Annotated in this window: 22 protein-coding genes and 1 pseudogene; 2 read left to right on the top strand and 21 right to left on the bottom strand. The window is 60.0% G+C overall.

The annotated features are described in order from the left end of the window. Positions 1-19: 19 nt before the first annotated feature. Entirely contained in the window at positions 20-736 is a 717-nt protein-coding gene (locus tag GJV18_RS03525; RefSeq protein WP_160343333.1) for a substrate-binding periplasmic protein, read from the bottom strand. After that, entirely contained in the window at positions 723-2,402 is a 1,680-nt protein-coding gene (locus GJV18_RS03520; protein WP_160343332.1) for an ABC transporter substrate-binding protein, read from the bottom strand. Before GJV18_RS03520 ends, GJV18_RS03525 begins: the two co-directional genes overlap by 14 nt. Before the next feature lie 162 nt (positions 2,403-2,564). Here GJV18_RS03520 and GJV18_RS03515 point away from each other — a divergent pair, with 162 nt between their 5' ends. Together GJV18_RS03515 and GJV18_RS03510 are read left to right on the top strand one after the other, a co-directional pair. Continuing rightward, positions 2,565-4,496, top strand: a complete 1,932-nt coding sequence (locus GJV18_RS03515; protein ID WP_160343331.1) for a putative nucleotidyltransferase substrate binding domain-containing protein — start codon at positions 2,565-2,567, stop codon at positions 4,494-4,496. Beyond that, positions 4,493-5,197, top strand: a complete 705-nt coding sequence (locus GJV18_RS03510) for a 3'-5' exonuclease (protein WP_160343330.1) — start codon at positions 4,493-4,495, stop codon at positions 5,195-5,197. The genes GJV18_RS03515 and GJV18_RS03510 overlap by 4 nt, the downstream gene beginning before the upstream one ends. A gap of 133 nt (positions 5,198-5,330) precedes the next feature. Here GJV18_RS03510 and trhP read toward each other — a convergent pair whose 3' ends face one another. The 19 genes and pseudogenes from trhP to GJV18_RS03415 all read right to left on the bottom strand — a co-directional run bounded on the left by trhP (position 5,331) and on the right by GJV18_RS03415 (position 21,514). Continuing rightward, positions 5,331-6,647 carry a prephenate-dependent tRNA uridine(34) hydroxylase TrhP gene (gene trhP / locus GJV18_RS03505; protein ID WP_160343329.1) on the bottom strand — a complete coding sequence of 439 codons (1,317 nt, stop codon included), beginning with the start codon at positions 6,645-6,647 and terminating at the stop codon, positions 5,331-5,333. Between the two features lie 450 nt (positions 6,648-7,097). Beyond that, positions 7,098-8,261, bottom strand: a complete 1,164-nt coding sequence (locus GJV18_RS03500) for a hypothetical protein (RefSeq protein ID WP_233280067.1) — start codon at positions 8,259-8,261, stop codon at positions 7,098-7,100. Further along, positions 8,245-8,481 (bottom strand): annotated as a pseudogene (locus GJV18_RS03495) (contractile injection system protein, VgrG/Pvc8 family); the annotation flags it as partial. The pseudogene GJV18_RS03495 and the gene GJV18_RS03500, both read right to left, overlap by 17 nt. 196 nt (positions 8,482-8,677) lie before the next feature. Continuing rightward, positions 8,678-8,893 (bottom strand): hypothetical protein, encoded by a 216-nt coding sequence (locus GJV18_RS03490; RefSeq protein ID WP_233280066.1) that lies wholly within the window; start codon positions 8,891-8,893, stop codon positions 8,678-8,680. Positions 8,894-9,044: 151 nt separating this feature from the next. Continuing rightward, positions 9,045-9,437 (bottom strand): hypothetical protein, encoded by a 393-nt coding sequence (locus tag GJV18_RS03485; RefSeq protein ID WP_160343327.1) that lies wholly within the window; start codon positions 9,435-9,437, stop codon positions 9,045-9,047. Between the two features lie 17 nt (positions 9,438-9,454). Continuing rightward, positions 9,455-10,402, bottom strand: coding sequence for a DUF6708 domain-containing protein (locus GJV18_RS03480; protein ID WP_233280065.1), 948 nt, complete (start codon positions 10,400-10,402; stop codon positions 9,455-9,457). Between the two features lie 111 nt (positions 10,403-10,513). After that, on the bottom strand, positions 10,514-10,735 hold the full coding sequence (locus GJV18_RS03475) for a hypothetical protein (protein ID WP_160343326.1): 222 nt from the start codon (positions 10,733-10,735) through the stop codon (positions 10,514-10,516). A 239-nt stretch (positions 10,736-10,974) separates the two neighbouring features. After that, positions 10,975-12,780, bottom strand: coding sequence for a DUF2235 domain-containing protein (locus GJV18_RS03470; RefSeq protein WP_233280064.1), 1,806 nt, complete (start codon positions 12,778-12,780; stop codon positions 10,975-10,977). Beyond that, entirely contained in the window at positions 12,777-13,268 is a 492-nt protein-coding gene (locus GJV18_RS03465; RefSeq protein ID WP_178113409.1) for a DUF3304 domain-containing protein, read from the bottom strand. Before GJV18_RS03465 ends, GJV18_RS03470 begins: the two co-directional genes overlap by 4 nt. Then, the gene (locus GJV18_RS03460; RefSeq protein WP_160343325.1) at positions 13,265-13,753 is read right to left on the bottom strand and encodes a DUF3304 domain-containing protein; all 489 of its coding nucleotides are present in this window, start codon (positions 13,751-13,753) and stop codon (positions 13,265-13,267) included. Before GJV18_RS03460 ends, GJV18_RS03465 begins: the two co-directional genes overlap by 4 nt. After that, a complete protein-coding gene (locus GJV18_RS03455; protein ID WP_325065237.1) occupies positions 13,750-14,211 on the bottom strand; it encodes a DUF3304 domain-containing protein in 462 nt (153 codons plus the stop codon). The genes GJV18_RS03460 and GJV18_RS03455 overlap by 4 nt, the downstream gene beginning before the upstream one ends. Beyond that, the gene (locus tag GJV18_RS03450) at positions 14,208-15,056 is read right to left on the bottom strand and encodes a DUF4123 domain-containing protein (protein WP_160343324.1); all 849 of its coding nucleotides are present in this window, start codon (positions 15,054-15,056) and stop codon (positions 14,208-14,210) included. The genes GJV18_RS03455 and GJV18_RS03450 overlap by 4 nt, the downstream gene beginning before the upstream one ends. Beyond that, entirely contained in the window at positions 15,053-17,173 is a 2,121-nt protein-coding gene (gene tssI / locus GJV18_RS03445; protein WP_160343323.1) for a type VI secretion system Vgr family protein, read from the bottom strand. Before tssI ends, GJV18_RS03450 begins: the two co-directional genes overlap by 4 nt. Before the next feature lie 252 nt (positions 17,174-17,425). Then, positions 17,426-17,944, bottom strand: coding sequence for an Hcp family type VI secretion system effector (locus tag GJV18_RS03440; protein WP_090443843.1), 519 nt, complete (start codon positions 17,942-17,944; stop codon positions 17,426-17,428). Positions 17,945-18,236: 292 nt separating this feature from the next. Beyond that, positions 18,237-18,743 (bottom strand): hypothetical protein, encoded by a 507-nt coding sequence (locus tag GJV18_RS03435; RefSeq protein WP_160343322.1) that lies wholly within the window; start codon positions 18,741-18,743, stop codon positions 18,237-18,239. 78 nt (positions 18,744-18,821) lie between these two features. Further along, positions 18,822-20,591 carry a sodium:solute symporter family protein gene (locus GJV18_RS03430; RefSeq protein WP_160343321.1) on the bottom strand — a complete coding sequence of 590 codons (1,770 nt, stop codon included), beginning with the start codon at positions 20,589-20,591 and terminating at the stop codon, positions 18,822-18,824. 5 nt (positions 20,592-20,596) lie between these two features. Further along, entirely contained in the window at positions 20,597-20,857 is a 261-nt protein-coding gene (locus tag GJV18_RS03425) for a DUF4212 domain-containing protein (protein ID WP_160343320.1), read from the bottom strand. Between the two features lie 142 nt (positions 20,858-20,999). After that, entirely contained in the window at positions 21,000-21,215 is a 216-nt protein-coding gene (locus tag GJV18_RS03420) for a hypothetical protein (protein WP_160343319.1), read from the bottom strand. Continuing rightward, positions 21,212-21,514: a hypothetical protein gene (locus GJV18_RS03415; protein WP_160343318.1), complete on the bottom strand. Its 303-nt coding sequence runs from the start codon at positions 21,512-21,514 to the stop codon at positions 21,212-21,214. The genes GJV18_RS03420 and GJV18_RS03415 overlap by 4 nt, the downstream gene beginning before the upstream one ends. Positions 21,515-21,516 lie beyond the last annotated feature (2 nt).

Below are 21,516 nucleotides of genomic sequence, written 5' to 3'. Positions count from 1 at the left end.
GCCCTCCGGGGCGGTTTTTTTATTCCTGGGTCAAACCATGGCGGGCATACAGGGCGGCAACCCAGTCCTCTGCATAGAGTTGATGCAGGGCGGCCTGCAGGCGCTGTTGCAACTGCGGATCGAACTGCGGGTGGCAGGCAATTTCCTCCATCAGGGTGAGAAAGGGCAGCACCTCCCGCGGCGGTTCGCGGCCATTAAAACTGCTGACCACCGTGGCACTGGTGGCCCACAGACGTGCCCGACCACGCTGCAGCATGCTCAGGTTGAGAGCTTCCTTGTTCGAGTTGATCACCTGCAAGCCGACACTGCTGAGGTATTCGCCGGCACCGGAACCCTGATGACTGAGAATACTCAAGCCGCGGGCCTGCTCCAGACTGGCCAGCTGCAGGTCATCGCCGGCGCGGGCATAGAGGCCCAGACGGGAGATCAGCAAGGGGCCGATCCAGCTGTAGTAAGGGTCGCGCTCCTGACGCCGCTCCACCAGCAGCACACAACTGCCCGGCTCCCGCTGCACCTGGCGCATGGCCCGTTGCAGTGGCAAGAAACTCAGTTGATAGGACGCACCCGCGCGACGAAACAGCTCCGCCACCAGCTCGGGCACCAGGCCCCTCGCCTCACCGCTTTCACTCAGCTGCACCCGCGGCGGTCGCTCCCAGGCATACAGCCGCACCTCGGCCTGCAACGGCAGGCCGCACAGCAGCAGAACGAGGCCGAACAACGACTTAATCCCAGGCATGCAGCGCCTCCGTGTAGGGCAGCGTCTGCCCCGCCGGGCGTTCGTTCCCCAGGGCTGGCCAGGGCGCACCGGGTTGCTGCAACCAGAACAGCGCGCCCTGCTCGGGATTGAGCCTGGGGGCGCAGGCATGCCGCTGACGCTGACCGGCCGCCAGCAAGTATCGGTCGAAGGCGCGAGCCAGGTTCTGTAGGGCCTGAGTCGCACTCAGCTCACCGCTGACCGCCGGGTGCAACTGGCGCCACCAGAGATTGGCCATGCCGCTGTAGTCCGGCACATTGGCCCCGGTCGGCGTCCAGCGCCGCGCCGCCGGGCTGCGGTAGAACTCCACCAGGCCGCCCAGCTTGGGCGCTGCCGCCAGCATGGGCGCGGAGTCCAGGTCGGAACGGCGGATTGGCGTCAGCCCCACCAGGGTCTTGCGCAGCGATACGCTTTTGGCGGTGACGAACTGGGCATATAGCCAGGCGGCCTGCTGTTGCTTGAGCGGGGTGGATTTGAGCAGCGTCCAGGCGCCCACATCCTGATAACCGGATTTCATCCCCTCGCGCCAATAGGCGCCGCGCGGCGAAGGCGCCACCCGCCACCTGGGCAGGCCCTGCTCGTCCACCACGGCGCTGCCTGGCTGGGTGTAGTCGGCGGTAAAGGCGGTGTACCAGAATATCTGCTGGGCGATATGGCCTTGCGCCGCGACATTGCCAGCCTGGTTGAAACTCATCTGCTGCGCCTCGGGCGGCGCATAACGCTTGAGCCAGTCGATATAGCGCTGCAGGGCATAGACCGCCGCCGGGCTGTCCAGGGCGCCGCCACGGGCCATGCTGGCACCGGCCGGCTGGCAGGCTTCGACGCGAATGCCCCAGTCATCCACCGGCAGGCCATTGGGCAGACCCAGATCGGCGACTCCGGCCATGCCCAGCCAGGCATCGGACAGGCGCCAGCCCAGGGAAGGATCGAAGCCACCATAGTCCATATGGCCATAGACCCGCTGCCCGTCTATTTCCTTGACCTGCTCGCTGAAGAAAGCCGCGATATCCTCATAAGCCGACCAGTTCTGCGGCACATCCAGCTCATAGCCATAACGCTGGCGGAAGGCCTGGCGCAATTCCGGGCGTTCGAACCAGTCCTGGCGATACCAGTAGAGGTTGGCGAACTGCTGATCCGGCAACTGGTACAGCTCGCCGTCCGGGGCGGTGACAAAGGGCAACCCGATAAAGTCGGCCAGATCCAGGCTCGGCAGGGTCACCGCGGCGCCCTCCCCATCGATAAAGTCGGACAGTATCAGCACCTGATCGTCGCGAAAGTGCTGGCCGAGCAGATCGCTGTCGCTGATATAGGCGTCATACAGCGGCAGCCCGGTCTGCTGCTGGGTGCGCAGCTTGTTGACCACATCGTCCTCGCCGCTGATCTCGTGAATCACGCGGATGCCGGTCAGCTGGCTGAACAGCGGTGCCAGCACATTGGCCTCGTACCAGTGGGTGGGAATATGCTCGGCGATCACCCGCACCTGGGTGCCGCGCAGAGGCTTGGCCGCCTCGATAAACCACTGCAGTTCGGCCTGCTGCTCGGCCCGACTGAGGGTGCTCGGCTGCAACTCGGAAAGGGCCGCTTCCATGGGCTCCACAGCCAGCGCCACAGCACTGCAATACAAGGCCAGGCCAATCAGAAAACGCATGCACCACTCCCCCACTCCGTGACTTCCACTGTAGCAGAGGGCTGCCCCCGTGCCGGACCCGCATCGCTCCGGGCGCCGCAGAGCGGAGCTAGACTTATGTCCAATGGCCGGCTTGACTGTGCGGCGCGAAGATCCTCATACCCCTTACTCCCGAGGCCGCCCATGAGCTCAGCCGACGCCATCGCCCAAGCCGGCAAGACCGCGGTGTTGCAGAACATCCACGGCACCATGGCGTTCCTGCAGAAATTCCCGCCATTCAACCAGATGGACACCGCGCACCTGGCCTATCTGGTGGAGAACTGCCAGCTGCGCTTCTACGGCGAGGGCGAAACCATCATCCAGCCTAGCGATGGCGTGGTGGAGCACTTCTATATCGTCAAGCAGGGCCGGGTGCACGGCGAGCGCCCGCACACGGCCAAACGCGGCACCGAGACCACCTTCGAGATCGCCACCGGTGAATGCTTCCCCCTGGCCGCGCTGATCGGCGAGCGCGCCACCCGTACCGCCCACCTGGCCGCCGAGGACACCTTCTGCCTGCTGCTGGCCAAGGCTGCCTTCGTCAAGCTGTTCGCCCTGTCCAACCCGCTGCGCGACTTTGCTTTGCGTGGGGTTAGCAGCCTGCTCGATCAGGTCAACCAGCAGGTGCAGATGCGCGCGGTGGAAACCCTGGGCGCCCAGTACTCCCTGGACACCCGCCTGGGTCAGCTGGCCATGCGTCAGCCCATCGGCTGCTCACCGGAAATGCCGCTGCGCGAGGCCGTACGCCTGATGCACGAACAGCAGGTGGGCAGCATCGTGGTGGTCGATCCGGCCAACAAACCCCTGGGCATCTTTACCCTGCGCGACCTGCGCCGGGTGGTGGCCGATGGCGTCGACCTCAGCCAGCCGATCAACCAGCTGATGACCCCGCAGCCCTTCCATCTGCCGCCGGATGCCAGCGCCTTCGATGCGGCCATGGCCATGACCGAGCGGCATATCGCCCACGTCTGCCTGGTGGAAAACGATCAGCTGTGCGGGGTGATTTCCGAGCGCGACCTGTTCAGCCTGCAGCGTGTCGACCTGGTCCACCTGGCCCGCACCATTCGCCACGCCGGCCGGGTCGAGACCCTGGCCGCGCTGCGCAGCGAGGTACGCCAGCTGGTCGACAGCATGCTGGCCCACGGCGCCAGCTCGACCCAGATCACCCAGCTGATCACCCTGCTCAACGACCACACCGTGTGCCGGGTGATCGAGCTGACCCTGGAGGACATGGGCGACCCGGGCATCCCCTTTACCTGGCTGGTGTTCGGCAGCGAAGGGCGCAGCGAGCAGACCCTGCACACCGATCAGGACAACGGCATTCTGTTCGAGGCCCAGGACGCCGCCGAGGCCGCAGCCATTCGCGCGCGCCTGCTGCCCCTGGCCGTGGAGATCAACCAGCGCCTGGCGCAGTGCGGCTTTACCCTGTGCAAGGGCAATATCATGGCCGGCAATCCCGAGCTGTGTCTGTCGCGCCTGGAATGGGCCAAGCGCTTCAACCAGTTTATCCATGCCGCCACCCCGGAAAACCTGCTCAGCTCCTGCATCTACTTCGACCTGCGCGCGGTCTGGGGCGACCCCCAGGGTTGCGAGCAGCTGCGCCAGGCGCTGCTCAGCGACGTGGCCGGCAATATCCTGTTCCAGCGTATGCTGGCCGAAAACGCCCTGCTCCAGCGCCCGCCCCTGGGCCTGTTCCGCGACTTCGTGGTGGCCCGCAAGGGCGCCGAGAAACACACCCTGGACCTCAAGGTGCAGGGCCTGACGCCCTTCGTCGACGGTGCGCGCCTGCTGGCCCTGGCCCACGGCGTGACAGCCTGCAACACCCAGGAACGCCTGCACGCCCTGAGTCAGCTGGGGGTGATCGAGCCCCTGGACGGCGCCGCCTACGAAGAGGCCTACCACTACATTCAGCAGGCCCGTCTGCAGCAGCACCAGCTGCAGGCCCGTGATGGCCTGCCCTACTCCAATCGGGTCGACCCCGACCACCTCAACCACCTGGACCAGCGCATCCTGCGCGAGTCCTTCCGCCAGGCGCAGCGGCTGCAGAGCAGCCTGGCCGTGAGGTATCAGCTATGAGCAAGTTCACCTGGTTCAGTGGCCGTGGCCCGGCCCTGACCCACAATCAGCTGGAACGCCTGCGTGCGCTGCGCGAGCCGGCCGAACTGGATGAACGCAGCCTGCGCCAGCAGCGCTTCGTGGTGCTGGATCTGGAAACCAGCGGGCTGAACATGCGCCGCGATCAGGTGCTGTCGATTGGCGCGGTGGTAATCGACAATGGCGCCATCGATCTGAGTCAGCAGTTCGAATGCACCCTGCAGCGCGACGGTCACCAGGCCAGCGCCAGCACCCTGATCCACGGCATCGCCCCCAGCCAGATCGCCAACGGCGTGGAACCGGCCGAAGCCCTGCTGGACTTTATGGAGTTCGTGGGCGACAGCCCTTTGCTGGCCTTCCACGCCGAGTTCGACCAGCGCATGCTGGCCCGCGCCCTCAAGCAGAGCCTGGGCTACCGCCTGCGTCATGCCTTCCTCGATGTGGCCGAGATCGCCCCCCTGATCTGCCCCCAGGCCAAACCGGGCCTCGCCGGCCTGGATGACTGGACCGCGCATTTCGGCCTGCAGGTGCAGGAACGCCACCACGCCAGCGCCGATGCCCTGGCCACCGCCGAACTGGCCCTGATCCTGCTGAGCAAGGCCCGCCAGCAGCAGCTGGACAGCCTCCCGGCCCTGCTCCAGGCCCTCAACAGCCGCCGCCGCCAGCGCGCCTATTCGATGTAGTTCCTCAGCCACCACCTCGTAGGGTGGATGACGCTTTACCCATCCACCAGGATTGCGACGCAGCCCTGCGGTGGATGAAAAGAGCGTCATCCACCCTACGCAGCATCATTAGTTCTGCTTGCCGCCAGCAGCCCTACAAATCGCGCATCAACAGGCCGTGGTCCAGCTGCACCTCGGCCGGCAACGGCAGGTACAGCACATGACCATCGCCCGGGGCGACCGACACGGCCTGGCCCTGGCGGTTTTCCAGCTGCTCCAGGCTAAAGCGCAGATTGCCCTGGGGCGTCATCAGCTCCAGGCCATCACCCAGGGCAAAGCGGTTCTTGACCCGCACCTCGGCCAGCTCGCCACGGCGCTCGCCGGTCAGCTCACCGACAAACTGCTGCTGTTCCGAGACCGAGCTGCCGCGCTCGTAGTTCTGGTATTCGTCATGCACATGGCGGCGCAGAAAGCCCTCGGTGTAACCGCGATGGGCCAGGGACTCCAGCCCCGCCAGCAGGCTGCGGTCGAAGGGCTTGCCGGCCAGGGCGTCATCGATGGCGCGGCGATAGACCTGGGCGGTGCGCGCCACATAGAAGTGACTCTTGGTGCGCCCCTCGATCTTCAGCGAATGCACACCCATGCGCACCAGACGCTCGACATGCTGCACCGCGCGCAGGTCCTTGGAGTTCATGATGTAGGTGCCGTGCTCATCCTCATAGGCGGCCATCTGCTCGCCGGGACGGGTGCTGTCTTCCAGCAGAAACACCTGATCGGTGGGCGCACCTACACCCAGGGTCGGTTCGACCATGCGCACGATATCGCCCAGCTCGTTCTCGGCGGCCGGCTCGGCCTTGTATTCCCAGCGGCAGGCATTGGTGCAGGTGCCCTGATTGGGGTCGCGCTTGTTGATATAGCCCGACAGCAGGCAGCGCCCGGAATAGGCCATGCACAGCGCGCCATGCACGAACACCTCCAGCTCCATGCCCGGCACTTGCTGGCGAATCTCCTCGATCTCTTCCAGCGATAATTCGCGCGACAGGATCACCCGGGACAGGCCCTGCTGCTGCCAGAACTGCACGCTGGCCCAGTTCACCGCATTGGCCTGCACCGACAGATGGATAGGCATCTGCGGGAAGTGCTCGCGCACCAGCATGATCAAGCCGGGGTCGGACATGATCAGCGCATCCGGTCCCATCGCAATCACCGGCTCGAGATCCTTCAAGAAGGTCTTTAACTTGGCGTTATGCGGCGCGATATTGACCACCACATAGAACTGCTTGCCTTGGGCATGGGCCTCGGCAATACCCAGGGCCAGGTTGGCGTGGTCGAACTCGTTGTTGCGCACCCGCAGGCTGTAACGCGGCTGCCCGGCATACACCGCATCGGCACCGTAGGCGAAGGCGTAGCGCATATTCTTCAGGGTGCCTGCAGGCGACAGCAATTCGGGGTAACGAGGGGAAATGGCCATAAACCGCGAGCTCGGCAATCCAAGGGGGTCGCGATTCTAAAGACGCGCCCGGGCGGGCGCATTGATCTGGGTCTATATCGGTAACTGCGGAGGAATGAGCATCAGGACGCCGGTTTCACCTTTAAAGCTTCTTCGCAGATGCAGTTATTCGTTTTTGTTAATGCGGCGCAGTATGGGTCAAAGCAACTAGCCAAAAGCGTTACACTTCGGGGCGAAAGTTGATGGTTGAGCTGCCCCACTACGGCGATTCACATCCACCCTGAGCCTTGGAAAGCTAGCGCTATCCAACAGCATCTGCTCTCTAAGCCAGATGATATTCATCAAGTCATTTGCAGCCTGACCTGTAGGGCTTGGCAGTGGTGCCAGATAGCTTACCCACCCGCCTGCAGAGCCCTGACTATCCCCGGCCTTGTGTGGTTTACCCAGGCCGGGAGAGATGGAGGGCTGAGATTAGCGGCTTACGGCACCGGCCTGCTTCCTGTCGCTTGAAGCCCTACGCACCACCTCTGCCATCAAATGGAATATCGAGCTTTGGGGATGACGTTGGCGCAGGTTTGCCAGCAGTTCGCGTTGCCTGAGCAGTTCGTCACTGGGCTTGGCCCATTGTTCGGGGGGCAGAGGCTCTGACCAAGCGCGCATGGCTTCGGGAACATTACGTTGGTGCATTCGCTTGACCCGGCCTATGTCCCACTCGGTGAGGTGGAAAGGTAGAGTCCACAAGGTGCATAGGTGATAGAGATACCAACCAAGCACATACCACTTGCCGACCTCGCCTTCGCGGTAGCGACGGCGCATGCGCTCTCTGGCGCTGTAGAAGGTGTGCAGGCCCTCATGGGGTGGGTCGTCCGGGCCTTGCAAGTCGAAGGTATCCTGAATGTCCTTGAGGCTATGAATCTCGTGATCCATATAGGCGCGAATGGCTTCCCAGTTGCCAATGGCCATGCCCAGGCCGCCAGTGGCGAACTCCAGTGTGTAATCCTGGCCGCTTGGCGTATGGTGAAACCCCACGCCCATGGCGAACTGGCTTTGAACACCGTATTGGGTAACCCCACGCGCCTCGATTACCCAAGCAGATACCTGTTCCCAGGGTACGAAGATGGGCTCGGTATGACCCTCGGGTACAAAGCAAACTTCACGGCGTTGGCGGTTGAAGCGCGTGGCGATAACGGTTTTGTGTTGAATATGATTGTGCCACCAGGTGGCTAGGGCTAGGACTAACATTGCTAGTGCGCCCATTGAACCTATTTTTAGCCCCTCCTCGAACATCCCGACAGTCATTTGCCATGTGTCGAGAAGCGTTCCACCGATCAATGGGATCAGAAGGGCAATCAGGAGAGGAAATAGGATGCCTGGCATGATGATGCCGACGGAAAATGGGCCGCCTAGCCTTAGTTGCCAACCAAATACAGGTGGCAAGCCAGTACCAAAGCTCAGGTAGGTGTCATTCACCTCGCCAATGGCGTGGGCATAGTCATGGGGCGGCTCACCCGTTGGCAGTGGCAGTGGCGCCAGGTAGCTAACCCGCCCACCTGGAAAGCCCTGGCTATCCCCTGCCTTGCGTGGTTTATCCAGGCCCTGTGGGGTAGTGGTTTGGGTGTCAGCGGTTTGCGGCATCTTGGGCACCCAGTAATAGCAAAGGGTCGATCTGCAGCCTGGCTGCGGCCTGACCTTGAATAGTTGCCTGGCTGGCGGGATACCCGCCTGGCTTATCGGGCGCAAGGCGCATGGTATGGCGTTCTTCGCGGTACTGGCCGCGCCACAGCCGCTGGATAAAGTGCAGGTCGCTTTCGTCGTAATGCACGCAGTACTCGCGCTCGGGGTAGAGCGAACTCACGACGTTGGATTTCTCGCAGATAGCCGGGGGTCGTGCCGCTCAGCATGCTGTGCGGCACGATGTCCTCTGTATGGCCCCACGGCAGGCGCGAGCTGCCAAAACGGAACAACCAACTGCGCTTGACCGCTGCCGGCTGATCGGGAATGCGCGCCGGCTGGTAGGCGCTGGGGCTGTAGTGGGCAGTCATAGCGCATCCTTACGGCTGGCTGTCCGAATGGGTCTGTTCGTTGGCCCAGAAGGGCTGCTTGGTTTTGGCAAAATCCGGCTCCCCATGGTTTGTTGGGTTGTAGCTCAGCACATCGGCCGGAGCAGGTGCGGGGAAGATCCAATCACGCCCCTCCCCCTGCAAAATCACCTGCGCGCGCACTGCGAGAGCGTACGTCTGCCATTGATAGGGTGCACGACGTGGCATGCTTTGGGGCACCTCGTAGAACAGTTCCAGGGCGTCGGGGAACAGGCGCTAGGCCAGGGGCTGGATAGGTAACTGCTGCACTGCTGGGCTGGCGGTGGTCGCTGAAATTGGCTCAGCCCAGAGTGACAGCCAACCTTGGCAGCTTGATTTCCTAAACAGGAAAGTCCGCAGGAACAAACGCATTATTCAATGTGAGACGCTGATTACCCTTGATGTCGATGATCAGTGCTTTGAACAACGGATAACGGCGTAACCGGATCGCCTCAATATCCCGCCTAGGGATCGTGACCTGGTAGTTCTTTGCATCATTGCGAAACACCAAATCATTACCCACAGCCGAGACGCTGACCTGCCGGCCGCGCTCACTGACGGCGCTGATAGTGAACAATACCGCGCTGCAAAAAAGCCCAAGGTAGAGCGGCCAAGACCAATCCAACCAGTAGTTCACCACGGCGATAATCAACAACCCATTGAGCGCCAGACTTGGCCAGAACAGGGCTGTGATCTTGAGATGGGCAGGTGCATTCCAGATAGCTTGTGACATGTTTCTTCCTTGAGGAGTTAAGTTGCAGTTTGAGAAATAGCAGCTGACGCCTGTTCCAAATCTATCAGTCGAGTTGTAGGCCCATCACTCTTAAGGCGCTCACGGACGATATCTGGCCATTGACTGCGAGTACGGCGCTTGGCCATCGCCAAAGTAAAGTCCCATAACACATAAGCGGGATACATCAGCAGCTCATATGCCAACATGAACACTAGACTCGGCCACTCCATATGCTGCCGACGCTTCCAAGTCAACTTGATGGCATCACGCTTTCTATTCCACCCATAAGAAAGCTGCTCCCGAATAAAAGCATTATCCTCAGTCCTTTTTCCCTCCGCATCAAACCAAGGTCCATTTTCCATATAGCAGCGCAAATACTCCCAAAACTGCCTCTGCAACTCGATACTTTTTCCGACCGGTACACCCAAATTAATCAATAACTGCTGTTCAGGCTTACCATAGCGATGTACCAGCACCTCCAGCGGAGCCTGACTCATTGAGCCGGTATTCTGATGCACCATCTGATATTCATAAGCCACCGCCGCTATGCCGTTCCAAGGGGTGTGATAGAGCTCACCCTTATGATCGAAATAAACCTCACGTGTACGTCTATTGAACATGATCGGAAGGGGCAAGGGACTTAGAACCTCCCAAACAAATGGAATAACAAAAAAAACCGAGGCTAGCAGTAGCATGCTAGAAAACTCTTCTACATTGCCATTGAGCAATTGAGCCATTGAGACTATTAGCGAAGCCACCCCTAGAACACCACCGCAAAATCCGGTAGGAAGTCCCTTGGAAAATTCATCCCCACTCTTAAGCGTCAAGTATTGTTCAGTATGCTCATCAACCTCACCGGGCTGTACAGGGGGTAGCCCTGTAGAAATATGCGCCCTTAAAGTGATGCTAGGGCACTCTCGGCCCAGCTTTTCGCCTAACAGAGATAAAATTTTATCTATAGACATGTAGTGTCATTAAAACGCCAGTAACGCTGGTTAATTATGGGCTGCCGGCAGAGCGCCAGTTCAAGGCCGACACCTAGGTATAGGCGAGTCTTGAGGTAAAATAGACTTAAATTATATTTTATTAATGGACTTATACTGAAAAGCGTTATGGATCCCCTTGGCCGCGATTATGCCTGCGCCAATTGCCATAACAACATACCCCCAACCGGCATCATCACCCCATTGAAATTCACGCAAAGCCAAATAAAGAGCATAACCAACTCCTGCAAGCCCTCCTAAAACCATTACACTGGCGCAAAAAATAAAGTCTATTTTTGTTTCTAAAGCATTCATATGGCGTCCTTACATTTACACTTACAAAAATTTAAGCCGTCTTCCGGGGTGAATACGAATCCATACAACATCCCCACCCACGCTCCAAAGTATACTCAAGGAGAGAAGGTAACCCTCTACAAAACCAGTACCAGATAAATTCCCGCGAACCAGAGTATGCTTGCAAAAATAAAGTCTGGAGATAGCCGCGCCAGACCGGGAAATACCAGCAAGTGGGAAATATTTATGTAGGGGCATGCCTAACTGGGCAAATCAAACCCTCGAATATCGAAGAACTCTTGCCCACTCAGCTGCTTAACTGAGCGCTGAGCCACACTTGATGCGAGGCGGTCGTGGACGAAGTGACCAAATAATCGGTGTATGGGCTCGCTGATGGCTCTTGATGGCTCGTCAAACCATGCTGAGAGCAATACCACCCATAAATCTGCCTGCTCTCGCGTTCCGGCAGCGCGCCAACCTCGAACAGGGTTATTCAGTGCGGCGAGCATGTCTGTAGCTTCTTCGTTAACTGCCTCCAGCCAGCCCAGGTTGGCGCGAAGCTGCGCCCTTTCCTGGCTGATGGCCTGCAGGCCTTGTTCACGCGCCTGGCGCTGCACCGCACTTTCTCGCGAGATACCCAGCATGCCGGTCATGCTGCCCAGTGCGCCGGCGCGCAGTTGGTCTTCCTCTTCGTTGAGCTGCTGCAAGCGCGCCTGGTAGGGCTTCCAGAGCGCGGCCAGCCAGCGGATATACACGCGCATATGGGCGGCGAACAGTTGCTGCTCGCGACGCATGGGAGCACTGGAAAAAGCAGGTTTAAACGCCCTGACTTCCGCCAGGCTGGCTTGCGCTTCGCGCTCATAGTGGCGGCTAAGCCCTTTGGCGCTGACGTTATTGAAGTGGTCGTTGAAGACGAATAGCTCGGCCGTGTCTGCGTCTTGCTCGTACAGCTGATCCAGCTCTGGGAACGGCGCACCTGCGCGGCGGGCGGCGTTATACATCTCATGCAAACTCACCAAGGCTAGCTCGGCGCTGGGCTTCTGCTCGCCTGGCAGCAGGCTGCCGCCGACATCCTCACTAACACCAGGCACCCATTTTTCTCGCCAATTTGCTTTGCCACTACCAAGCAAACGCGCGCGACGATAGAAGCGCCGCTCATGGGCGGCCACTAGATGCAGCGCCTGTTTTACCCGGTCAGGTAGCGGGCCGCCATCGTCCAGCACGGTGCGCAGTGGTAGCGGCAAATAGGGGAAATCGACATGGCTACGGTCAACACCATCGAACAGGCCGGCAAACAGAATGGTCAGCTTTATGCCCTGATAGCTATAGGTGTCACCTGAGGGCTGCGGCTCGCGACTGAGCAGCTCGTGCAGAAAGGCCCGGGCCAGGGTGGCCCCGTAGTCATAGCCGTACACGGTCAACTCGATATGTTTGAGCGGGGGCTGGTCGTGTTGAGATTCAACCTTGCGGATTACCTCGTTGAGGAAATCAATTGCTCCCTGAATTCGGGTATCACCGCCGGTTTTTAACAACTCGGCAGCAAAGCGGCTATCGCGTACCGGGGCCAAGACTTCGAGGGTGGCGTCGATAACGGCACCTTTGAGCAGGCCCATTAGGTTGAGCGGCTTGTGCAACAGCTCTTTAAGGTTACGGCTGATGCGCTCCCACCAGTTACGCCTAGGGTCGAGCACATCCTTGGCCGACTCTATGGCTTGATCCTTGGCCGCATCGGCGGGTACCTCGCTGGCCGTATTGCCAAAGCTGGTCACGGCACTGTTGGCGGTAACATTCAGATCGGCAGAAAAGTCTTCGCCCAACCCGGAAGCATAAAAAGCTCTATAGCTAAACAGGGGCTCGTCTGCCTGATCGTCAGGATGAACGAGAAAGAGTTTGCCGATATTACTGACCCTGCCTGTTTGCATGTCCTTAATACGATGACGACCAAAACCATCGAAAAAGAAACCGACTTTCAAGGTGCGAGCGCAGTGAGTGATATGCGGGCTGGCTAAAGATGGCCTACAGCGAGCGGCCATTCCTGCTGCCTGCTCGGTGATGCGAGTACTCATGGCGTTTGCTCCTTGCCATCAGGCGTTTCCTTGAGATTTTCATAACGGCTGTCCATATTTGGGCTCCAAAACAAGCGAACCTGATCGCCTGGAAAGAAGTGCACATGCAGGTATTTGTCTTGTCGGGTGCGTGGTGGATTGGGCACCTCCAACGTCACGGTCTCTTTCTGCACGCCTTGGCGGACTTGTTCTCCGGTACGTCCCTTAATCCACTCCACCGTCAGCACATCGCCCTCAATGCGCGAGCAGCAAGTAACCTTTCCGCCGCCATAAGCGAAAGCATTTCCACCCCAGGCCTCGTTGACGGCATACCCGGATATGGGGCGATCAGTATGGTTGTGCACATAGAGCATGGCCCCCGGCATTCGGGTATACGCCCAGGCCACATAGCCAAGTACTACCCCCCCAAAAAGGGCCAGGCTAAACAGGGATTTAGCGAGCGCGGGTAGCGATTTCCAGCGTTTAAGTAATACGTTGACGTGCTTCACTGTTGAACCTCTTGATCCGGGACTTCCGTGAGGTCTTCGAAGGGGCTATCCAAATTGGAGCTCCAAAACAGGCGAACCTGGTCGCCTGGGAAGAAGTGCACGTGCAGGTACTTGTCCTGGCGAGTACGCGAGGGATTGGGAACTTCCAGCGTTACGGTCTCTTTCTGCACGCCTTGGCGGACTTGTTCGCCGGTACGGCCCTTGATCCACTCTACCGTCAGCACATCGCCCTCAATGCGCGAGCAACAACTAGCGCCCCCCCCGCCATAGGCGGACGCATTGCCGCCCCAGGCTTCGTTGACGGCATAACTGAAAATGGGCCGATCCGTATGGTTATGCACATAGAGAATGGCACCGGGCATTTGGGTGTAGGCCCAGGCCACGTAGCCAATTACCAACAGCCCAAAAAGCGCCAGGCTCAGCAAAGATTTAACGACCGCAGGTAGCGATTTCCAGCGTTTAAGTAATACGTTGACGGGATTCACTGTTGAACCTCTTGATCCGGTGCTTCCTTGAGCCCTTTGTAAGGACTGCCTAGGGTGGAACTCCAAAACAACCGCACTTGGTCACCTGGGAAGAAGTGCACGTGCAGGTACTTGTCCTGGCGAGTACGCGAGGGATTGGGAACTTCCAGCGTTACGGTCTCTTTCTGCACGCCTTGGCGGACTTGTTCGCCGGTACGGCCCTTGATCCACTCTACCGTCAGCACATCGCCCTCAATGCGCGAGCAACAACTAGCGCCACCCCCGCCATAGACGGACGCATTGCCGCCCCAGGCTTCGTTGACGGCGTAGCTGAAGATGGGCCGATCCGTATGGTTATGCACATAGAGCATGGCGCCCGGCATCCGGGTGTAGGCCCAGGCCATATAGGCGAGGGCCAGCAGGGCTACTGATGCTGTGCTCAGCATGCCCCTGCGCTGCATGATCTTTTGCCAATTCACCCTTGGCTGTCCTCGTCCAGTTCCACTTGGATCTGAGCCAGTGGCTGGCCGCCTTGTTCTACGCGCTGCAGTATCTCCGGCCAGTTCGGGTTCTGGTTGATGGGTTTGCCGCCCAGCAGGCTATAGAGAGCATAAAAATATTGATCAGACTGGCGCGTCAGGCCGGCCTCCCGCGCCTGTGACAAAGCCTGGCCAGCCTGGTTCAGCCGCTCACCATGGCATTCGCTGACGAAAATTTCGGGGGCATTGGCCTGCAGTTCAGTGACCAATGCCTGCGCGTGAGGATCAATACCCAGCGCATCCACAAGCGGTTGGTCGAGCTCAATGGGGTGATAGGGCGGCACCTCGCTTTGTGCCAAGCCTTGCAAAGGCTGCCAGCCCTGTGAGGTCGGTAACCACCACTGGACGATGGGGCCGAACAACCACGTGTGCCAGGGTTGTTCGTGCCGCGCATGCAGGATGGGTAATACATTGTGGGCATAACTGCGGATCAACAGTGTTTCGCCATCAATGTTGCGACAGGCAAGGGCATCGCCCAGGTGTTTTTGCAGTTCGATTATGTCCAACCGGCTGCTTAACCAACCATGCCGCGCGCTCCGTGTGAGCTGTTCGTGAAGCTGTATATAGTTGGCGTAAGGCTGGCCGTTCAGTTCGATTAGGGCCGGGCCTTCATTGCCTAGATGGGTCACGCCCGGTTGGAGTAGCAGTGGCCAGACTGTATGCTCGGTGAAAAGGCGAAGGCGAGATTCATCAGAAAGTAGCCCAAGCTCTACCACCATTACCAATGTCTGCTCGGCCGCCAGCGCGGCCTCCCAATCATTGCGCGCCACATCTTGCTCAGTCATACGGCAGCTCCTGCTAGGGTCGCATTACCTTCACGCATGGCTTTGCGCAAACAGTCGAGGCATATGCCTTGGGGCGGTGCCAGCCTCAACCCGGCCTGGGCCCGTTCCAACAAGTCCCCCGCCTTATCCGCATCCGCCGGTTTAGCAACCCCCGGCAAAATCGGCGCCGCCCCCGAGCCACTGCCCGGCGCGCCGCCGGAGTTGAATTTGATAATCGGGCCAACCAGGGTGATGCCGCCGGCATCCAGCTTGATAAAACTACCGGCGGCTTTGAAGGTCAGTTCGCTGCCGGCTTCAAGCACGACTTTCTGGCCGCTGGAGAGGTGGATCTCGTTGCCGGCGTTGACGAACTGGCCGGTGCCGATCTTGATGTGCTGGTTGTTGCCCACGGTCAAATGGTCGTTGGCCTTGACCTCGACCTTGCGGTCCAGATGGGTGGTGCGGTGTTCTTCAGCCAGAAATTCGCTGTAGCTGTTGGCTTCGACGGTGTCGTGGCGCTCGTGGCCGACGCGGATTTTCTGGTCGTGCTCGATGTTTTCATCCCAGTCGCGTTCGGCGTGGATATAGATCTGTTCGGCGCCCTTTTTGTCTTCGATGCGGATTTCGTTGTAGCCGCCACCGCCAGGGCTGCTCAGGGTCTTGAACACGCTGCGGGTCTTGTTGGCTGGCAGGTCGTAGGGGACGACGTGTTCCTTGTGGTACAGGCAGCCGGTGACCAGGGGCTGGTCGGGGTCGCCTTCAAGGAAGGTGACCAGCACTTCCATGCCGATACGCGGAATGGCGATGGCGCCGTAGCGGTCGCCGGCCCAGCTGGAACTGACGCGCAGCCAGCAGCTGGTTTTGTCATCGGCCTGGCCCTCACGATCCCAGAAGAATTGCACCTTGACCCGGCCATACTGGTCGCAGTGGATTTCTTCGCCGGCGGGGCCGGTGACCACGGCGCTCTGGCTGCCGAGGATGCGCGGTTTGGGGTGCTTGAGCAGCGGACGGTAGGGCACCGTCCAGGGGGTGGCGGTAAAGTGGTTACGGTAGCCCTGCTGGAAATCGGTGATGTCTGCTTTCCCCTCTCCCCGGCCCTCTCCCCAGAGGGGCGAGGGGGTCGTTCCGCGTTGGCTACCAAAATCGGTGACCGACTCCTCCAGCACCTGCGGCTGTTTGCCCTGGTGGTGAATTTCGCTGAGCAGCCAGAGGTCGTTCCAGTTGGCGCGGGGGTGGTCGCTCAGGGGCAGGAAGTGGCCGCTGCGCAGCCCGGGCTGATCGCTGTCGCCCTGGGCCAGTTCGAAGTCGTGGCGGTGACGTTCCAGGGCGCGCTGGCTCAGGTGTTTGCCGCGTTCACGCTCAACAAAGCGGCCGGGGTAGTCGTAGTCCTCAAGATCGGGGACACATTCACTCTTGGCCGCGGCCTCCATCAGCAGCTTGGGCTTTTCAAAGTCGTAGTCGCGGCGGGTCACCCGACTGGTGCGGGTTTCCACGCGCACACCGAAACGTTTGACCACCGGCTGGTCGGCGACCAGGCCGCTGTCTTGCTGATAAGCGGTGGGGGCCAGTTTGGGAAAGGGCGTCTGGTCATCGCCGAAGACCAGTACATGGCCCTGCTCGCTGTGCTGGAAGTGGTAGTGAATCCCCTCCTCCTCGCACAGCCGCTGGATAAAGTGCAGGTCGCTTTCGTCGTACTGCACGCAGTACTCGCGCTCGGGGTAGAGCGAGCCGAGTTGGAATTGGTAGGCGTCCGCCTGAATGCCATGTTCTTCGAGCACTTGGCCGATGATCTGGGCCACCGTCAGATGCTGGAAAATGCGCTGGTTGCTGCGGTGTGCCAGGTACGCCAGTTGCGGGCGCAGGCTCAGGTGATAGCGAGTCAGGCGTTTGCCGGATTCGCCCACGGCCATGCGGTAGATCTGCCCATGGATACCGTTGCCGGTTTGATCGAGGGCCAGAAAGGCAGCCTGATGCAGCAGGCTTTGCAGATCCAGGTCGGGACGTTCGCTGACCAGCTCCAGTTCGAACTCGAAGGGCTGGCTGATCGCCTCGCGGCCACGGAATTCGAGCACCTGCAGATCGTGCTCGACGCCTTCGATCTTCAGGCTGAAATGGGTCTGATTGGCGGGGGCGAACATTCGTTGTTCCTCCGTTCCATGAGCCGGGGCTCTGGGAGTTATCGTTCCATGAATAAGCCGGCCATTTTACGAGCACATCGGCTCGATAACTGGACGTATTCGACGTTTATCGCCTGACGCCTGAGGCGCCACGGTGGACAAGGCTTCGCCATGTCACACCCTACGGGGGTTGTGCACGCAGGTGCCGAGAGTGAAACGCTTCGGCCAGGACGATGCCTGGCCGAAGCGGTGCTAAACGAACTCAACCAATACTTAGGCGGAGATCGGGGTACGCCAGTCGTCGGAGCCGGAAGTGCCGGAGACTTCGTGGGTCCAGACGATTTTGCGGTAGGTGAAGTAGACGTCTTCCAGGTGGGTGAAGTGAGCCATGCCTGGGTCCTGGCAGTTCGGCATACGCGACTGCACGTCGACGATCACGGCGTCTTCCAGTTCGATGGTGAAGTAGTGCTCCTGGGTACCGGTGGAAGAAGTGCGATACCACTCCAGACGGCACTTGGACAGACGCTCACCGGAGGTCAGGGAGTTGAAGATCAGCGGCGAGGATTTGTCGAAGACTTTGGTGATCATCAGCGGCTTATGCACGCGCTGGCCAGTCGGCTGACCGGACTGCGGGTCACGCGGGATGATGACCTGATGGTTGAATGCCTGGACCAGAATCTGGTCTTCATGACCTTCCTGGAAAATATTGCCGACCGAGTCCTCGGTGAAAGTGCCAGCGGTGATCAGACCTTGCTTGGTGCCTTCGAGGGACAGGTACGCGGGTGTTGGCATGAGTGCTCTCCTTGCCTTGGGTCATGGATCTGCAGTGATCCGGGAGCCCTGCCTGGAGCGATAAGCATGCCATCTTTATAAAATCCTTAACTATCAATAACTTGTCGTGACCAAAAGCCCAAAAAAGTCATATCGTGCGCCAGCGCACCCAAAGCTGCGCAGCTTGTTGCACAGCGCTGCGCAAGAAGCTGCGCAACCACGCCAGGCCAATGACTGGCGGGCGATACAGGAGAGTACCCACAGACTTACCCACAGATCGCTGCGCAATAAGCTGCACAGCGCCATGGCGACGCTACTGACACGCCTCCCGATACAACACCTCTTCCCGGTCGATCCGTTTCAACTGTTTCAGCAACGGCTGCTTCTGCGCATCCAGCGGCAGCAACTCGGCCGTGCTGCAGTTGAGCAGGTGTGGCTGATGGCTGACGTGATCGATATGCTGCTTCTCGAAGCGGTACAGGTTGAAGGCCACAATCGCGCCGCCCTCGGCGTCCTGGCGCTGCAGGCTGTTGCGGTCGAGCACGGTAAAGGCGGTGGTCATCGGCCAGTGATAGCTCCAGGGACGCCAGAACACCTGGCCGGCTTCGCGGGCCACCAGCGCCGACTCCGGAGGCTGACGCAAGATCTGATGATCGAACCAGGAGTACTCGTAATAGATCTGGTAGCTGAGCATGCCCAGGCCACCAAACACCGGAATGATCCACTTCGGCAGTCGGTTACCCGTGAGTTTGCGCAGCAGCAGGCCAATACCGGCCGCGCCGAGGCCGGACACCACAATGGCAAGCAAGGTCCACAACATAGGTTTTTTCCCGAAAAAAGACGGGCCTCCAGTGGAGGCCCGTCGCTAAGACCCTAGGCCGTCAGGCCCGGATTATGCTTAGTGACTCAGCGCGGCACCAGCACCTTTGGGGGTCCGTACGCTTTCCACCAGGTCCTGGATTTCCTTGGGCGGGGCGACTGTGACCGTCGACACGGCATAAGCCACGGCGAAGTTGATCACGGCACCGATGGAGCCGAAGGAGGCCGGGGAGATACCCATAAACCACTGGTCTGGGGTATTGGGCAGCATGTTGGTTCCGGGAATGAAGAACCAGCCCAGGTAGGTGAAGATATACAGCAGCGTCACCACCAGACCGGCCACCATGCCGCAGATCGCGCCCTTGTCGTTCATGCGCTTGGAGAAGATCCCCATCATCAGCACCGGGAACAGGGTGGCGGCGGCGATACCGAAGGCCAGTGCCACCACCTGCGCGGCAAACCCTGGTGGATTCAGGCCCAGATAGGTCGCCAGCAGGATCGCACAGGCCATGGAGATCCGCGCGGCGCGCATCTCGTTCTTCTCGCTGATCTTCGGATTGATCAGGGTCTTGATCAGGTCATGGCTGATGGCCGAGGAAATTGCCAGCAGCAAGCCCGCAGCCGTGGACAGCGCAGCGGCAATGGCACCTGCGGCAATCAGACCGATCACCCAGCCAGGCAGGTTGGCGATCTCCGGGTTGGCCAGTACCAGGATGTCGTTGTTCACGGTCAGCTCGTTACCGTTCCAGCCACGTTCCTGGGCAGTCGGGGTGAAGGCTGGGGTCGCATCGTTGTACATCTGGATGCGGCCATCGGCATTCTTGTCTTCCCACTTGATCAGACCGGTCTGCTCCCAGGTCTTGACCCACTCCGGACGCTCTTCATAGGCCAGGGCCGGTGCCGAGGTGCCTTCCGGATAGATGGTGGTCGCCAGGTTCAGACGTGCCATGGACGCCACAGCCGGCGCGGTGAGGTAGAGCATGGCGATAAACACCAGGGTCCAGCCAGCGGACCAGCGCGCATCCGCCACTTTCGGCACAGTGAAGAAGCGGATGATCACGTGGGGCAGACCGGCGGTACCGATCATCAGCGACAGGGTGAACAGCACCATGTTCAGCTTGTTGGTGGTGTCGGCGGTGTAGGCGGCAAAGCCCAGGTCGCGAACCACTTCATCAAGCTTCTGCAGCAGCGGCAGGCCGGAATCGACATGGTCACCGAACAGGCCCAGCGGCGGGATCGGGTTACCGGTCAGTTGCAGGGAGATAAAGATGGCCGGAATGGTGTAAGCGATGATCAGCACCACGTACTGCGCCACCTGGGTGTAGGTGATGCCCTTCATGCCACCGAATACGGCGTAGGCGAACACCACGGCCGCGGCGATCCAGATACCGGTGGAGTTGCTGACTTCGAGGAAGCGCGAGAAGGCCACGCCGGCACCGGCCATCTGGCCGATCACGTAGGTGACGGAGATGATCACCAGGCAGATCACAGCGGTCAGACGCGCACCACGGCTGTAGAAGCGGTCACCGATAAAGTCCGGCACGGTGAACTTGCCGAATTTGCGCAGGTAGGGCGCCAGCAGCATCGCCAGCAGCACATAACCACCGGTCCAGCCCATCAGGAAGGAGGAGTTGGCATAACCACCGGCAGCGATCAGACCGGCCATGGAGATAAAGGAAGCGGCCGACATCCAGTCAGCGGCCGTGGCCATGCCATTGGTGACCGGATGGACACCGCCGCCGGCGACGTAGAACTCTTTGGTGGAGCCGGCACGCGCCCAGATGGCGATACCGATATAGAGCGCGAAAGACGCGCCCACGAACAACATGTTGATCATGAATTGGCTCATGGCCTTTACTCCTCGACGCCAAATTCTTTATCGAGTCGGTTCAGTCTCCACGCGTAGTGAAAAATGAGCCCGATAAAGGCCAGGATGGAACCCTGCTGGGCAAACCAGAATCCGAGATCGGAGCCGCCAACCGAGATGCCTGCGACCAGGGGGCGCAGAATCATGGCGAAGCCAAAGGAAACCAGCGCCCAGACAATCAGGCTCCAGGTGATGAGCCGCACATTGGCTTTCCAATACGCTGTGGCATTTGCTTGTTCAGAAGTCATAACCCCTCCGGATTTATTATTTTCATGCAGCTTCAAGCTAGCAGCAGGTTGCGCCAAGCGCACAGCTAGACCTTGGTCTTAGCCTGCTCACGGCTTTTCCGGATGATGGATTTTTCGCTTAGTTAACAAGCACTTGGCCTTATCATTGAACAGACTTTGGCGGCACTGGCCCACTTTCGTCTAACAACCGCGCCAGCCCGGAGCCGGGCAGATCGGCCAAACGCCAGGACAATGGACGGGTTGGCGCCGCGCGAACCGGGCCACTGTCACCTCGGGCCTGGACAAACAGACGCGTGATGCGCCGCGCCAGCAGATGCCCCAGGCGCGCGTCCTCACGCAAGCCGATATGCCCGCTCATGACCAATACCACAGACGGTAGAAACCCAGCCCCAGCACTACAGCCAGCTGCCCCATGGCCGCACAGAGGTTGAGAAAGGACTGCACCATGGGGTTCTGCGGCGCATCGACCAGGCCGGTCAGGCTGTACCAGAGACTGTCCGGCAGCAGCGCCAGGCTGAGCCTGGCCAGGGGTTTGCCGCTGAGCATCAGGCCCTCGATCAGGCTGAACTGCCCGACAAACATCAAGCCCACCAGCAGCAGAACGATTACCAGCAGGCCCAGGGCGCAGCAGGCGGAAAATTGCAGAATAAAGCGCATGG

Source organism: Pseudomonas xionganensis, from assembly GCF_009763245.1.
In the GTDB taxonomy this organism is placed as follows: Bacteria; Pseudomonadota; Gammaproteobacteria; order Pseudomonadales; family Pseudomonadaceae; genus Aquipseudomonas; species Aquipseudomonas xionganensis.
The sequence above is the reverse complement of the archived record's forward strand: the minus strand, read 5'-3'. Positions and strand labels throughout refer to the sequence as shown.

Coding starts and splice junctions, on each gene's coding strand:
- GJV18_RS03525 (WP_160343333.1), bottom strand. CDS start 736: ATGCCTGGGATTAAGTCGTTGTTCGGCCTCGTTCTGCTGCTGTGCGGC.
- GJV18_RS03520 (WP_160343332.1), bottom strand. CDS start 2,402: ATGCGTTTTCTGATTGGCCTGGCCTTGTATTGCAGTGCTGTGGCGCTG.
- GJV18_RS03515 (WP_160343331.1), top strand. CDS start 2,565: ATGAGCTCAGCCGACGCCATCGCCCAAGCCGGCAAGACCGCGGTGTTG.
- GJV18_RS03510 (WP_160343330.1), top strand. CDS start 4,493: ATGAGCAAGTTCACCTGGTTCAGTGGCCGTGGCCCGGCCCTGACCCAC.
- trhP (WP_160343329.1), bottom strand. CDS start 6,647: ATGGCCATTTCCCCTCGTTACCCCGAATTGCTGTCGCCTGCAGGCACC.
- GJV18_RS03500 (WP_233280067.1), bottom strand. CDS start 8,261: ATGCCGCAAACCGCTGACACCCAAACCACTACCCCACAGGGCCTGGAT.
- GJV18_RS03490 (WP_233280066.1), bottom strand. CDS start 8,893: ATGCCACGTCGTGCACCCTATCAATGGCAGACGTACGCTCTCGCAGTG.
- GJV18_RS03485 (WP_160343327.1), bottom strand. CDS start 9,437: ATGTCACAAGCTATCTGGAATGCACCTGCCCATCTCAAGATCACAGCC.
- GJV18_RS03480 (WP_233280065.1), bottom strand. CDS start 10,402: ATGTCTATAGATAAAATTTTATCTCTGTTAGGCGAAAAGCTGGGCCGA.
- GJV18_RS03475 (WP_160343326.1), bottom strand. CDS start 10,735: ATGAATGCTTTAGAAACAAAAATAGACTTTATTTTTTGCGCCAGTGTA.
- GJV18_RS03470 (WP_233280064.1), bottom strand. CDS start 12,780: ATGAGTACTCGCATCACCGAGCAGGCAGCAGGAATGGCCGCTCGCTGT.
- GJV18_RS03450 (WP_160343324.1), bottom strand. CDS start 15,056: ATGACTGAGCAAGATGTGGCGCGCAATGATTGGGAGGCCGCGCTGGCG.
- tssI (WP_160343323.1), bottom strand. CDS start 17,173: ATGTTCGCCCCCGCCAATCAGACCCATTTCAGCCTGAAGATCGAAGGC.
- GJV18_RS03440 (WP_090443843.1), bottom strand. CDS start 17,944: ATGCCAACACCCGCGTACCTGTCCCTCGAAGGCACCAAGCAAGGTCTG.
- GJV18_RS03435 (WP_160343322.1), bottom strand. CDS start 18,743: ATGTTGTGGACCTTGCTTGCCATTGTGGTGTCCGGCCTCGGCGCGGCC.
- GJV18_RS03430 (WP_160343321.1), bottom strand. CDS start 20,591: ATGAGCCAATTCATGATCAACATGTTGTTCGTGGGCGCGTCTTTCGCG.
- GJV18_RS03425 (WP_160343320.1), bottom strand. CDS start 20,857: ATGACTTCTGAACAAGCAAATGCCACAGCGTATTGGAAAGCCAATGTG.
- GJV18_RS03420 (WP_160343319.1), bottom strand. CDS start 21,215: ATGAGCGGGCATATCGGCTTGCGTGAGGACGCGCGCCTGGGGCATCTG.
- GJV18_RS03415 (WP_160343318.1), bottom strand. CDS start 21,514: ATGCGCTTTATTCTGCAATTTTCCGCCTGCTGCGCCCTGGGCCTGCTG.